Annotated in this window: 10 protein-coding genes; 5 read left to right on the top strand and 5 right to left on the bottom strand. The window is 35.9% G+C overall.

Annotated features, from left to right (window positions below; translation table 11 throughout):
• Nucleotides 1-12 precede the first annotated feature (12 nt).
• A complete protein-coding gene (locus tag ACSVH7_RS14030) occupies nt 13-3,525 on the bottom strand; it encodes a molybdopterin-dependent oxidoreductase (RefSeq protein ID WP_438067311.1) in 3,513 nt (1,170 codons plus the stop codon).
• 280 nt (nt 3,526-3,805) lie between these two features.
• On the opposite strand from ACSVH7_RS14030, the gene ACSVH7_RS14025 reads away from it, so the two are divergent.
• The 5 genes from ACSVH7_RS14025 to ACSVH7_RS14005 all read left to right on the top strand — a co-directional run bounded on the left by ACSVH7_RS14025 (nt 3,806) and on the right by ACSVH7_RS14005 (nt 9,512).
• The gene (locus ACSVH7_RS14025) at nt 3,806-4,510 is read left to right on the top strand and encodes a Crp/Fnr family transcriptional regulator (RefSeq protein ID WP_438067310.1); all 705 of its coding nucleotides are present in this window, start codon (nt 3,806-3,808) and stop codon (nt 4,508-4,510) included.
• Between the two features lie 305 nt (nt 4,511-4,815).
• On the top strand, nt 4,816-6,243 hold the full coding sequence (locus tag ACSVH7_RS14020; protein ID WP_438067309.1) for an alginate export family protein: 1,428 nt from the start codon (nt 4,816-4,818) through the stop codon (nt 6,241-6,243).
• A gap of 118 nt (nt 6,244-6,361) precedes the next feature.
• Nucleotides 6,362-7,573, top strand: a complete 1,212-nt coding sequence (locus ACSVH7_RS14015; protein ID WP_438067308.1) for a CmpA/NrtA family ABC transporter substrate-binding protein — start codon at nt 6,362-6,364, stop codon at nt 7,571-7,573.
• 122 nt (nt 7,574-7,695) lie between these two features.
• Nucleotides 7,696-8,583: a nitrate ABC transporter permease gene (ntrB, locus tag ACSVH7_RS14010; RefSeq protein WP_438067307.1), complete on the top strand. Its 888-nt coding sequence runs from the start codon at nt 7,696-7,698 to the stop codon at nt 8,581-8,583.
• Nucleotides 8,584-8,705: 122 nt separating this feature from the next.
• Nucleotides 8,706-9,512 (top strand): ABC transporter ATP-binding protein, encoded by an 807-nt coding sequence (locus ACSVH7_RS14005; protein ID WP_438067306.1) that lies wholly within the window; start codon nt 8,706-8,708, stop codon nt 9,510-9,512.
• Nucleotides 9,513-10,000: 488 nt separating this feature from the next.
• On the opposite strand, the gene ACSVH7_RS14000 is transcribed toward ACSVH7_RS14005, so the two are convergent.
• The 4 genes from ACSVH7_RS14000 to ACSVH7_RS13985 all read right to left on the bottom strand — a co-directional run bounded on the left by ACSVH7_RS14000 (nt 10,001) and on the right by ACSVH7_RS13985 (nt 14,885).
• Nucleotides 10,001-11,338, bottom strand: coding sequence for an MFS transporter (locus ACSVH7_RS14000; protein ID WP_438067305.1), 1,338 nt, complete (start codon nt 11,336-11,338; stop codon nt 10,001-10,003).
• Between the two features lie 374 nt (nt 11,339-11,712).
• Nucleotides 11,713-12,378, bottom strand: a complete 666-nt coding sequence (locus ACSVH7_RS13995; RefSeq protein WP_159686535.1) for a response regulator transcription factor — start codon at nt 12,376-12,378, stop codon at nt 11,713-11,715.
• A 101-nt stretch (nt 12,379-12,479) separates the two neighbouring features.
• On the bottom strand, nt 12,480-14,291 hold the full coding sequence (locus ACSVH7_RS13990; protein WP_438067304.1) for an ATP-binding protein: 1,812 nt from the start codon (nt 14,289-14,291) through the stop codon (nt 12,480-12,482).
• A 6-nt stretch (nt 14,292-14,297) separates the two neighbouring features.
• Complete coding sequence (locus ACSVH7_RS13985) at nt 14,298-14,885, bottom strand: DUF4202 domain-containing protein (protein ID WP_438067303.1); 588 nt, start codon at nt 14,883-14,885, stop codon at nt 14,298-14,300.
• Nucleotides 14,886-14,936: the final 51 nt, after the last annotated feature.

Genomic DNA, 14,936 nt, shown 5'->3' with positions numbered 1-14,936 from the left:
TTGTAGATGTAATTATTTATATTTTGATAGTTGCTCTTTTACTTCTGTTTTGCAACTGCCACAACCCAATCCAGCGCCTGTTGTATTGCAAAGTTCTGTAAAATTAGTTACGCCACTTTTTATAGCTTCTTCGATGTTGCCACTCCCTACTTGGCTGCAAGAACAAACCAATTTTCCTAATACAGGTTTGTTGTTAGAGCTACCTCTTAATAGAGAATTTCTTTTATCAGAAAGTTCTATTTTGCTTTCAATCATGGTTTTGAATTCTGCAAATTCGTTTTTATCTCCCATCAGGATTGCGCCAATGAGTAAATCGTTTTTGACAATACATTTTTTGTAGTATCTTTTTCCTAAATCCGAAAAAATAATCTCCTCATAGGAATCGTCATTTTCTGGAACTTCAATTTCTCCTATACTACACAAGTTGATGTCCTCAAGTTTTAAAATATTCATTAAAACCGAACCTTTATAGCAGCTACTTACATCACCTGCCATATAATTGGCTAGAATGTCGGCTTGTTCTTCTGCCGCTGAGGTGATGCCAAAGAGTTTGTTGTCAAATTCAGCAATTTCTCCAATAGCAAAAATACTTGGATTCGAGGATTGTAAATGTTGATTGACTTTGACGCCTCTAGCACAAGTGATTCCAGCTTCTTTGGCTATTTCAATATTTGGAATAGTGCCAATCGTATAAACAATAGCATTGGCCGTAAGGGTACGCCCACTTTTCAAAGCGATTTCCAATTCGTTAGAACGTTTGGTGCTGAAAACGGTACTAACTTCATTATCAAAATAAATTTGAATGTCCCTAAGTTGTACTTCTTCGGCCAATAATTTACTCGAAATTCGGTCTAATTGGCGTTCCATTAATCGGGAGGCCCTTTGGATGATCGTGATTTTTACTTTTTTGTGTTTTAGCGCAGCGGCTAACTCTAAGCCTAATAATCCACCCCCTACAATTACTACATGTTGATCTTCGGGAGGTAGTCCAGTTTGATCTAAATAGGTTCTAAGCCGATCGGCATCTACTTTTTTTCTCATAATAAAACGCCCAGGTAAGTGTAATTGCGCGTTTTCAGGAACAAAAGGACGGCTGCCTGTTGCCAGTATTAAAGTATCATAGCTATGTGATAGGCCTTGGCTATCTTCTATTGATTTGCTAGCGGTGTTGATGGCATTTATGGCAATATTTGATTGTAAAGTGATATTTAATTTACCCAAGGCTTCTGCTTTAATCTTCTGAAGTTGTTCCCATGAAAGTTCCGCAGTCACATATTCAGGAAGTAAAACTCTATTGTAGAAAGGATTTTCTTCATTCGAAAAAACAATGATTTCATCTTCACTATTGAGTTCTCTGTAGTTTTGAATGAATCGAAAGGCGGCAGCACCAGCGCCAATAACGGCGATTTTTTCTACGGGTTTTATATACTTTTTAATGGCTACTGTGGTGTATTTAAAATCGGGCTCCTTCGAGATAGGATCTACTAGAATATTGGTAAGATTGTTGGTGCGATTTAAATCGTTGTCTAGTTGTTTCCCCCAGTGCATAGGCAAAAAAACAACCGATTCTCTTATAGCATTCGATACTTTTGCTTTGACTCTTACGGAACCATTTTTGCTAGTAACCACTACGATATCTCCAGATTTTATTCCTTCTTTGTAGGCATCTATGGCATTGATGTCTAATACCGGACTTGGAATATGAGTCATCAATCGGGACACTTTTCCAGTTTTGGTCATGGTGTGCCATTGGTCCCTAATTCTTCCGGTGGTTAGAATAAAAGGGAATTCAGCACTAGGGGCTTCCGAGGTGTTTTCTATGGCCGTTGGAATATTGAATATTGCTTTTTGAGACGGGGTATAAAATTTTTTATCGGTGAATAATCGAGGTGTTCCTGGATGTCCATAATCAGGGACAGGCCACTGGAAAGTACCTTCGTTTTGTAATCGGTTATAGTTTAAGAACGAAATGTCGAGGTTAGTATTTTTAGTTAATAAGGTATGTTCACGAAAGATTTCTTCGGTTTTGGCATAATCAAAACCGCTAAAATTCATTTTTTTAGCAAAACGAGTCAGTATTTCTACATCCGGTAAGGCTTCTCCAGGCGGATTAATACCTTGGGCTAAATAAGAGATGCGACGTTCAGAATTGGTCATGGTACCTTCTTTTTCTAGCCATCCTGCGGCAGGTAAAAGTAAATCAGCATATTTTGTTGTGTCAGAGCGATGTGAGATATCTTGAACGACTACAAACTTGGCATTTTCTAGTGCTTTTTCTACGCGTCTAGAGTCGGGTAAGCTCACTAATGGATTGGTGCATATTATCCATATGGCTTTCATTTTACCTGAAGCCAAAGCATCGAACATTTCGGTAGCGGTTAGTCCGGGTTGTTCAGAAATGTCTGAAACGCCCCAAAAATCAGCTACTTCTTTGCGATGAATAGGATTGTTTAATTCTTTGTGAGCAGCCAATAAATTGGCCATTCCGCCTACTTCTCGCCCTCCCATAGCATTGGGTTGCCCAGTTAGTGAGAACGGGCCCGAACCTGGTTTTCCGACTTGTCCCGTAAGTAAAGAAAGATTCAATAGGGCCGTGTTTTTATCAACACCTATAGCACTTTGATTAAGCCCCATGGCCCAAAGCGATAGAAAACCTTTGGCTTTGCCTATCCAATCTGCCGCAAGTTTGATGTCATTAACCGAGACACCACATAATTTTGAGGCTTTTTCTAACGAACTCGCCCCAACTAATGCCTTATAGGCTTGGTAATTTTCAGTATGATTTTTAATAAAATCAAGGTCAGTATATCCTTTTTCGATGATTCTTTTGGCTAAGGCATGGTATAAAACGATATCTGTGCCTGGGATAATTTGTAAATGCAAATCGGCATTTAAAGCCGAATCTGTTTTGCGAGGATCAATGACAATAATTTTTACTTTCGCGTTATTTGCTTTGTGTTGTTCAATTCGTCTAAATAAAATAGGATGGCACCAAGCAGGATTGGCTCCTGTGATTAAGAAAGTATCGGCAAGTTCAATATCTTCATATGCTATAGGAACCGAATCTTCTCCAAATGTTTTTTTGTAGCCCGCAACGGCCGAGCTCATACACAATCTCGAGTTGGTATCTATATTATTGGTTTTCAAAAAACCTTTTACGAGTTTGTTGACCAAATAATATTCTTCTGTCAAACATTGCCCAGAAATGTAAAAACCCACACTATCAGGACCGTGTTTTTTTATGATAGTCGAAAAAACAGCAGCAGCTCGGTCTAATGCTTGGTCCCAATTGATACGCTCTAAAGGTTGATTTCTGCTCCAACGCATTTCAGGATATAAAATGCGATCCGAAGTATCATTGGCTACATAATGTAGATTCATTCCTTTGGAGCAAAGCATTCCTTTATTTACTGGATGGTTAGGGTCTCCTTTTACACTTACCCCTTTTTTAGCATCATTTGTAACAAGGATACCGCAACCAACGCCGCAATAGGAACAGGTAGTTTTGATTTCAGAATTTTGCATTATTACACTTCTTTATTTATACTTTTCTTTATTATGATTACCTAAAATTGGATTTCGATAATTCAGTTGTAAAAATACGTATTTTTACGTAAAAATACGTATGTGATTTGTTTTTTTTCTTAAGTTTGAAGAGAAATAAGGGATCATAGAAAAGCATAGCTCATTTTTTAGAATACCATAATTTAGGTAATCCTAAAAACAAAATAATTAAGGGAATCGATGCTATAATACTTTTTACCCTTTGTATAAAAATGAATTTAACCTCAAAATAGATGCAATTATGAAAGAAGCCTTAGTCCATTGTGATAGTTGTTTCAATGAAAATTGTTTTATTAAAAAGCATCTTCACTTAGAGCAAATGAAACGTTTTATGGATAGAAAAAACAGTTTTATTTGCAAAAAAGCGCATCAGTTTATTATTGAAGGCGCGCCTATGCAGGGGCTTTACTTTATAAAAAGAGGAAAAGTAAAAACTGTAAAAACGGGGATTAACGGAAGAGAACAGATTGTTCGTCTAACCAAAGATGGTGATACCTTGGGCTTTCGAGGCTTCGGAACCAGTAAACGCTATTTAATTGGAGCTTATGCCTTGGTAGATACCATTTTGTGTAATTTTAGTAACGAGGTGATGCTTGAAATTTTGCATACAGTACCTGAATTCACTTTTGATTTGATGCTGTTTTATGCTGAAGAATTAAACAAAAGCGAGAATAACATTCGGAAAATTGCCCACATGAATGTTAGAGAACGAGTGATAGACACCTTATTATATATTCATAGAAAATTTGGACAAACCGATGGTACTATTGATTTGGAGTTGTCTCGAAAAGAAATAGCTGATTTTGCGGGTACTACCGAGGAACAAGTTACTCGAATGATCTCTAGTCTAAAAAAAGATCAATTGATTGAAACTTTAGGCAAGAGAATAGGACTGCTCAATATTACTAAGCTTAAAGCCGAGATTATGGATCATAAATACATTTAAATTTACATACGTATTATTTTGAAATAGATATAGTTATGAAAACCTCTTTATGAGGTTTTTTTTATGGATTGCAATTTTCTATTGCTGATAGTAAATGTACTAGTGTTAATTATCTACGTATTTTATTTCTGATAACGCCCTGTATTTGCTGAGATGAGCGATTTCTTGCTGCGAAAACACATAAAATAAACTACATTTTAGTGGTAAAAAAAGTGAAGTAAAAAGAGTTTTTTGTTTGTAAAAATGCAATACGTAAGTAATAATACGTATTTATATTTGTAGTGTACTAATCAAAACAGAAAACTATGCTAACCATTACCAACCATTCATTAAGAAAAGAAGTAGTAAAAAAGTCAAGAAAAGAATGTAAGATAGCTTTGCTTGCAGGAGTTGTCACTTTCTTTTCTATTTCTTCAGCCAAAGCACAATTAACAGCAACAGGACAAATTAGAGAAAGAACAGAAATTAGAGGAGGATTTGGAACCTTACAAAAAGAAGGAGAAAAAGCAGCTTTATTTAACTCACAACGAGCTAGATTGAATTTAGGATATTCAGGATATCGTTTTAAAATTTTTATGGCACTGCAAGATGTGAGAGTGTGGGGGCAAGACGCTTCCTCAATCAATAGAACCACAACCGAGGCGAATAATGGTATCTTATTGCACGAAGCTTGGGGAGAAATAAGTTTAATAGACACCCTAAGTACCATTCAAAATTTCTCCGTTAAAGTTGGTCGTCAACAAATTTCCTATGATGACCAAAAAGTAATAGGTGCTTTAGACTGGTTACAACAAGGCAGACGTCATGATGCTATTGTGTTTAAATACGCCAACAAAGGTTGGACAGCCGATGCAGGTGTGGCTTTTAACCAGAATAAAGAACTTAGTTCAGGTACGATTTACAACGGAACCAATCCAGCCTATGGTGCAGGAACAAACGGAATTGGGACCATGTACAAATCCTTTCAGTATTTATATGTAGACAAAAAGTTTTCTTTTGGAGATATTTCCTTTTTGTTCTTTAAAGACGATTTTAATAAGTATACCAATGTCACATCTGGAACTCCAGCAGTGGTTACAAAAGTCAATACAGAAGGAGTTTGGAGCCGTAACACCACAGGTTTTTTCTTCAATACTTTTGTGACTCGAAAGTTGAATCTTACAGGAAGTGCATATCATCAAGGAGGCAAAGACAAAGACGGCCGTTCGATAAATGCTAATCTAGCCTCAGTAACTGCTAGCTATCAGTTGGGTCGTAAATGGTTTGTAGGACCAGGAATTGATTATTTATCTGGAGATGATGGAACAAAAGCAGTTACCGCTACTAGCAAAAACAATCGTTTCGATCCCTTGTATGGCACACCACACAAATTCTGGGGGTATATGGATTACTTTTATGTAGCAAGCGGTTTCGGTAAACAAGGATTACTCAACTATTTCCTTAAAGCGAAATACAATGCTAAGGATAATTTGAGTTTCACTTTTGATTTGCATGGATTTGAATCAGCCAATACCTTGGCAGGGAATCTCAATAAATATTTAGGAACTGAGTTAGACATTACTGTAAAATACGCATTGACCAAAATGATCAATCTAGAGGCAGGTTATTCTTATATGCAAGCCACCAACACTATGGCTTCTGCAGCTGTAAAAAACGTTGCTAATGCTGATTTAACACCTCACTTTGGATACATTATGCTCAATATTACCCCTAATTTTTTAGCTAAAAAGTAATGCTATGGTGAGTGTTAGGTGTTGTGCATTAGTGATTTGATAATTCTGTTTATTTCAAACCATAAAACCACAAACCACAAACCACGAACAATAAACTATAAAACTTAAAACAAGAAATATGAAAACATTAATAAACAAAGCCATACAATCTGTTTTTGTGATTGTAGCTGTCGCATTTTTTCAATCCATTGCGGCACAAAATGACCCTGTACGATTAGGATTTATTCCTTTAACCGATTGTTCCCCAATCGTAATGGCCAAAGAATTGGGACTTTTTAAAAAGTATGGTGTTGAGGTAGTAGTGACCAAAGAATCTTCTTGGGCCAATGTTCGTGATAAGATTTTAACAGGCGAACTTGACGGTGCTCATTGTTTGTATTCCATGCCTTTCTCGGTTTATACTGGAGTAGGAGGGAAAGCAGGTTCAGAAATGATGATTGCTATGATGCTTAACGTAAACGGTCAAGCCGTTACTTTATCCAATGATTTTTGTGGCAAAGTTGGTTTTAAACAAATGAATAAAGTTACACCAGTAGTTGCGGCTAAATTGAAAGCCGAGAAAGAAGTCACTTTTGCTATGACTTTTCCAGGAGGAACGCACGATTTATGGTTGCGCAACTGGATGTCTGTAGCAGGATTGAATCAAAAAGCAGTCAAAATTATAACCATTCCACCGCCACAAATGGTTGCCAATATGAAAGTTGGAAATATGGACGGTTACTGTGTTGGCGAGCCTTGGGGTGGTGTTGCTGTAAAACAAGGGATAGGTTTTACACAAGTAGCCTCACAAGACATCTGGAAAGACCATCCTGAGAAAGCCTTGGTAGTTAACAAAGAATTTAGTGCCAAACGCAGAACCGATTTAGTAAAAGTTATGAAAGCGGTTATGGAAGCTTGTAAGTGGCTTGACGTACCTTCAAACAGAAAAAAAGCCGCCGCGATTATTGGTAAAGCGCCTTATGTAAATGCTCCAGCCGATGTTATCGAGGCAAGACTTATGGGAGACTACAACTTAGGATGTAACCAAGGTGTTGAAATTTATGACAATGACTATATGTTGTTTCATAAAGGCGGAATGGTAAATTATCCTAGAAAATCGCATGCTATTTGGGCCATGGCACAGTATGTTCGTTTTGGCTACTTAAAGGAAGCGCCCAATTATACCGCCATTGCTGATAAATTGATTCTGGATGATTTATACAAAGAAGTGGCCAAAAGTATGAATGTAAAAGTACCCAACGACGATATGAAACCTTTTGCATTAACGATGGATAAAACCGTATTTGATCCTTCCAATCCTGCGGCCTACCTAAAAGTGGTTAAAAAGTAAAGACAAACAATAATGAAAGTTGTAACATATAAGTTATTTAAGTGTTTAAAATAGAGAAAAAAACATCAATGCTTATATGTTTCAAACAATAAAAAAAAAAATAGAAATTTAATTAGCATACCATGTCAGATAAAAACACCCTCACTATCGATGCTTTGAGTATAGAAAATAGTCAAGAGCAAACCGTCGCTTACAGCAGCGATAAAGGAAACACAAGTTTGAAGCTTCTATTTAATAACGTGTTTCAAAAATCGAAATCAGCCCTATTCGCTTTAGTTGGATTGGTATTTTTTGCTGGATTTTGGAGTCTAGTAAGTTATTTTACAGAACAAGCTTTACCTGGTCCAGTAGCGACACTTACGGTGCTCAAGGAAATGTTGAGCGATCCTTTTTATGATTATGGTCCTAATGACAAAGGAATCGGATTGCAGTTGTTTACCTCCATCAAAACAGTGCTTTCAGGATTTTTAATTGGGTCATTATTTGCCATACCGATTGGAATATTGATGGGAGCCAGCACGATTTGCAAACAAATCTTTTATCCCATTGTGCAGTTGTTAAAACCGGTGTCGCCTTTAGCTTGGTTTCCAATAGGTTTGGTGGTTTTTAAAGACACCGGAATGGCTACTATTTTCATCGTTTTCATTACATCACTGTGGTCAACGCTTATCAATACCTCTTTTGGAGTAGGGTCCATACCACAAGATCATAAAAACGTGGCTAAGGCCTTTGGTTTTTCCAAAATGCGTTACCTCACAAAAATACTAATTCCGTATAGCTTACCACATATCATAACCGGATTGCGACTCAGTATCAGCGTGGCTTGGCTGGTAATAGTAGCAGGTGAAATGCTTTCTGGAGGCGCTGGAATTGGGTTCTTTGTTTGGGACAGTTGGAATGCCTTGAGCCTCGAAAAAGTAATATCGGCCATCATTATCATTGGATTAGTAGGACTACTTTTCGATAGGATTTTTACTTACATCGAGCACAAAGTTGCTTACAAAGGGTAAAAAAATGTTTAAAGTTTAAGGTTTAAGGTTGTTTAAACCGGATAAGTTCTTGAACAACTTAAACCCTATTAAACTTTAAACAACCTTAAACCTTGTCAAAACCTCAAAAAAAACAAATCAAAATGAGCTATTTAGAAATCAAAAATTTAGAAATATCCTTCCCAACTCCCAAAGGAAAATATACCGCTGTACGTGATATTAACTTATCCATAAAAAAAGGCGAAATCATTTCTATCATTGGGCATTCTGGTTGCGGAAAATCAACCATTATGAATGCCATCGCTGGAATGCTAACTCCTTCAGGAGGTACGGTCGAGTTAGACGGAAACACCATCAAAGGACCAGGCCCTGATAGAGGAATAGTGTTTCAAAACTACTCCTTATTGCCTTGGTTGACGGTTCACGAAAATATTTTTCAAGCCGTAGATTCGGTAATGAATTGTTCCAAAAAAGAAAAACACGACATTGTAGATGCCAACCTAAAAATGGTCAACTTGTTACAACATCGAGACAAATTGCCAGGCCAGTTATCTGGAGGAATGAAACAAAGAGTTGCCATTGCAAGAGCTTTCGCCATCAATCCTGGAGTACTACTTTTGGACGAACCTTTTGGAGCTTTAGATGCCTTTACCAAGAGTTCTATGCAATTGGAAGTGTTGAAACTTTGGGATCTCAATAATCGCGATAAAACCATCATTATGATTACACACGATATTGAGGAAGCCTTATTTTTATCGGACAGAATTGTGGTGTTAAAAGATGGTCCTTCGGCCACTATAAGAGAAATTGAAGAAGTGCATTTGCCAAGACCGAGAAACAAAATTGAGATTGTAAAAATGCCAGAATACATTGAGTTGAGAGATCGTTTGCTCCACTTATTGACCGATGCATTTTCTATTGAAGATATGGGAATGACTTATAAGAGTTAGTTTCAATTCAATTTGGTGGAAAGAATCCTTGCGTTGTTTAGGCAATTTGCAAGGATTTTTTATGGATTAAAGTAGCTTTTGAAAAGGAATGAGTTTAGCTCGTTCTTTTTTTGTAAAGTTTCAATAGAACTAAGCTTTAGTTCATTCTAATATTCTTTTTAATGTGCATTTGAATAGCAATGTTTACCCGTTCTTTTTTTGTAAAGTTTGAATAGGAATGGGCTTTAGCCCATTTTTTAAAATGAGATTCAAAAAAGGCTTTAGCCAAAATTTAACCTAGTTTCGATTAAAGCCTATTTAATAATTATTCCCACTGCTGTGAGATGTATTTATTTACATCAATCCTTGATTTACGGAACTGCTTTGAATAATTCCCGTGCTATACTGGAACGTAAACAAGCAAAAAAAGGAATGAAAGTATATCCAAAATTGCTGGTATAATTTCATTCCTTCTTTATTTAAGTGCTAGTTACCCAAAGCGGAAGTAGTTATTCACTATCCTTTGTTTTGATGGCATATTTTACTGCTAAAACAATGATTCCTGTAATAAAGATGATGATTCCCAGTGTGTAAAAAGCATCAGTATAATCAATTAATTCTTTGGTTTTAGAAAGACCATTAGTATCGATCACGTCTTTTGTTACTTTAACTGCTTTTGCTTTAAATAAAAACGCAATTAGCATAGCACCTATGTTTCCTCCGGCTCCAACAATCCCTGCCACGCTTCCAACAGCCTTTGGATTGATAAAGGGAACAAGGCTATAAGTGGCTCCGTTTGCCATCTTTAAACTCATTCCAAAAAGAAACATTAAGAAGATAGCAAGCCCCAGCTGCTCTGTCAACCCAAAGAAAATGATTCCAATTCCTTCTACAATTAATAGCAAAGCAAGCAATACGTTTTTTCCAGAAAAACCATATATTTTGCCTACTTTATCGGCTACAATTCCTCCTAAGGGACGAGCAAAAATATTAATCATGCCAAAGATTCCTGCGCATAATCCAGCTGTTTTTAAACTGGCATCAAAAGTATCTGTGAAATAAATTGGGGCGAAATTATCAATCGTAATTTCAACACCAAAGCAAGCGGCATAGGCAACCGTTAAGACCCACGTGCGGTAGTCTTTTACAGCTAGCATAAAGGTATTTTCTTTGTTTTGATTCGAAATCCCTAATTCCTTGTAGTTCCCGTTGGGTAAATCTTTTGTATATCTAACATAGACAAAGGCGCAAATTAATAGTATAACTCCAGGAACTATCATTGCGTATCTCCAACTATCTTCGTGTGTACAAAATCCTAATCCTACAAAGCCAGCAGCAATTAATGGCATTGTGCTATTTGCTAAGCCAGCACCAGCATTTCCAAACCCTCCCGCTGTAGCATTTGCTGTTCCTTTTATTGAGGGTGCAAACATTACAGAAGTATGAAATTGTGTAATAACAAAAGAAGCTCCAATAACACCTATGGCTAATCGAAACAGTAAAAAGCTTTCATAGGATTGTGAAGTTCCTATTAACAAAACCGGTACAGCACATATCACTAGCAGCCAAGTGTACACCAATCGTGGGCCGTAGGCATCTACTAGTCGACCGATTAGTAATCGAGCTATTATTGTTGCAGAAACAGAGGCAATTTGAATATTACCCAATTGATCTTTGGTAAGGTGTAACTGTTCTTTTGCCAATGGCATCAGTGATGCCATACCAAACCAGGCAAAAAAACTAAAGAAAAAGGTAAGCCATGTAATATGGAAAGTTCGCATTTGAACGCCTTTAAAGCTGAAAATGTTTAAACGAGTAAGCGGTTGATGGGTTGAAATTGAGCTCATGTTCGATAGGTTAGTTATTTTTACATTATTTTAATACGTAGATGAAATCCTTTGTTTAAGTATTTCGTGTACTTTTATGGCAAAAATAATGACGAATGATATTGTAGAACCTGCCAAAACGCAGTTTTTGAAAAAAAAATTAAGTATTTATACTTAATTTTTATAAGTGTTTTGCTTAAGACCTTGTTTCGATAGCTGAAGAACTAACTAATAGTTTAAAAAAGACTTTTTTAATCTTTTTTATGGCAGCGTTGCATTTGGTGTAAACTGTAGGGAATCTATGAGGGATAGCTCATTTAGGAATTTGTAAAGCAAAAAAAAAGTGGTAAAATTACCACTTGTACGCATTGAATCAATAAGTTTTTGAATAAACACTAGAGCAGCGAATACTCTTTTGCTTTGTTTGCTAATTCAATTAAATTTTTAACCTTAAGTTTTTTCATCAAGTTAAAGCGATGCACTTCTGCTGTTCGTTTACTAATTTCAAGGGCTTCTGCAATTTCTTTATTGCCTTTTCCTGATAATAAAAGCTGTAAAATTTCTTTTTCTCTTTTGGTTATAACTAGCTCTTCGTCTAGTTGTTGTTTTTTTTCAGTGGTTAGTGGTACGTTGCCATTAGTAAGTTGGTTAATTAAAATAGAGGAAATATCGCCGCTAAAATATTTACCACCATTAGCAACAGTGTGCAATGCTTTTAAGAATTCTTCTTTACTAGATCCTTTAAGCAAGTAACCATCCGCGCCTGCTTTTATAGATTTTAATACATATTCTTCAGATTCGTGCATGGATAGTACTACAATCTTGAGTGGGGTATTCTCTTGACGTATTTTTTCAACCACTTCAATGCCAGTAAAGTGAGGCATTCTAATGTCTACGATAAGTAAATCAGGTTTTTCAGAGGCTACTATAGTCAAGGCTTCTTGTCCATCTGTAGCTTCCCCAACAACTATGATGTTATTTTCATTCTCTAACAGTGATTTGATACCATCACGAACGAACACGTGGTCATCTGCTAATACTACTCGAATGGGATGATTCATAAGTATTGATTTTTTTTTAAGTAAAATTAACTAATCTTGGGGCTAAGATACGTATTTTGTAATTATGTAGAATACATATCAAAACTATAAAGAGCGAATTCCTATATAGGAATATTGAAGGTAATTCGAGTACCTTCACCAGGAATTGAGTTAATAAAAATACGCCCATTGATGTATTGTATTCGTTCTTGCATAAAAACAAGCCCCATTCCAGATGAGCTATTGCGCTTTTTTTCTACAGATTGTAGGTCAAATCCTTTGCCATTATCATCAATCGTGATGCTTAAAATGCTAGTGCTATGCGATAATTGAACAATAATGTGTGTTGAATCAGCATATTTGATAGCATTATTTATGGCTTCTTGCGAAAGTCTATATATATTAATTTCCGTTAGTGAGTCCAAACGCTGTTCAAACTGGCTTTTGTTATAAAAAACAATACTTTTCCCAGTTAATTTGGATAGTTCTTGACATAACTTAGACAAAGATGAGACGATGCCATGATCACTCAATTCGGGAGGCATTAAGTTGAAAGTAGCAGTTCGAACACCTTTTATAATGTCTAAAGAAAGTTGTTTGAGGTATTCCATTTTTTGGGAGGTCTTTTCTTTATCATCTAGATTGATACTCTCAAGACTAAACTTAAGGCCTGTTAGCATTTGGCCTATTCCGTCATGAATTTCCTTGGCAATGCGATTTTGTTCGTTTTCTTGATTTTCGATAATTTTACTCGAAATTATTTTTTGCTGATTGATTTTTGCCTCACTGCTTTCAATGTTAAGGCGCTCCACTTCTTGTTGTGCTTTTTTTCTTTCCGTTATATCAAAGCAGATAATCAACAGCTCAGATGCTCCTTTTTTTATAGTTACAGGAACCATAGACAAGTCCAGCCAAATGGTAGTGTCTTCTTTACTTGTAAAGGTAATTTCTCCTTGCCAACCGCTTCTATGTTTTTCTGCAATAATACGATCAATGCTATGCTGTTCTTTTTCTGAAGCGGTAAGTACTTGTGAAAAACGTTGTTCAGTAGTGGATTTATTATAGTGTAATAATTTGGAAAATTTTTCTCCTATGTGAATTAAAGTTCCGTTAGGTGCTACTCTACAGTAAAGTAGTGTGTTTTCCATAGCATAATTTAAGGATTTGAGTTCTTTTACAGAGTTTTCTTTTATTTCACTCAAAACTTCGGTATTGTAAGCTAATTTAAGTGCTTTTCTTTCTGAGGTTAATAGTTTTGAAATTAGTATCTCAATCTTTTTATTAGTAGGTTTAAAGATAAAAAGGAATTCTAAAACCAATACCAGCAGGGTAAAAAGCAGTATGCCATATTCTGTTTTGCTTTGTAACGTTACCTTTTCCAAAGCTTCTTGATCATATTGTTCAACGATTTGATTCATTTTGGTCAAAAAAATACGTTCATTGTCCAAAATAATAGTTATCAATTGCTGTAGCTTCTCAGGATTTTGCTCGTTTTTTTTAATTTGTAAATACTGATGGCTCGCGGCTATTATGGCTTCGAAATTGGGTTGAATCGATTGATACAATTTGTTCAATAGCGCGCTTTTTTCTTCAGGAAAACCTAGTTTTTCATTGCCATACACTAAAGCATTATGATTAAATTTCCATTTATTTAGAATAGAATCAATCCTTTTTTTTTCCATTTCAACTTTGGAGGGATCTGTTGCAGCATGAAGGATTAAAAGTTCTTTAGTCAACTTTTGGCTTAACATTCTTTGTTTTCCAGAAGTGTTGATGATTTTGGAATCACTTAATTGACGGTTGAGATTGTATTGTAGAATAAACTGACTTACCAAAACAGTCAATGCAATTGTTAATAGTGCAAAGAGATACAATCTCCTTAAATTTTTGAAGGAAATGGAGTCTATTGTGGTGTCGTTTTTTGAACTACTCATAGTCAATTATAAGTCTAACGCCTTTTTTATGAGTTGTAAACTTGACGTTGAAAAAGATAAGGTTAAGGCTGTTTTTTGCCCTTTTTCAGACATTTTGTTCCAGGTTTTTATAATAATATTTTTGAGCTTCTCAGTGTCGTGTTTTAGGATAAACTCTTCTAAATAATATTCAAGGAAGACCAAACAAATTACGTCTTCGAGCAATTGGGTTTCAGCATCTTTTTTGAGTAATTTTTTTTCAATCAAAAAGCAAACGCGTTCAATGAACGAAGATTCATAACCTACTTCTTCAAGGATTGAAGTAGTTTTCGAAGCATGAAATTTTTTGAGTGCTTCTCTCCATTTTAAGTAGCCCACACGATCCATCGGATAGGTGTTTCTAGCAATTTCCCAACGGCAAATGTGTTGCCCTTTGGCGGCAATTTGAATGGCTTCAGATGCATCGGGAGCAAAATCCATCAAGCGGTTTAGCATTCTATCAGAATACAATAATTCTTTTGCAACTATTGTGTCATCAATTACAACTTTATTGGGGTCTTTTGCATTGGCAGCATCAATGCGCTGTAGCGCATTTTGAAAACGATTCACATTCATTGAAAAGGAAGTTATAGACGTTTTTTTAATCGGCTTAAAATAAGAAAAAGC

It is taken from the genome of Flavobacterium sp. TSSA_36 (assembly GCF_051547165.1).
GTDB lineage: Bacteria > Bacteroidota > Bacteroidia > Flavobacteriales > Flavobacteriaceae > Flavobacterium.
This window is presented reverse-complemented; position numbering and strand designations above follow the sequence as displayed.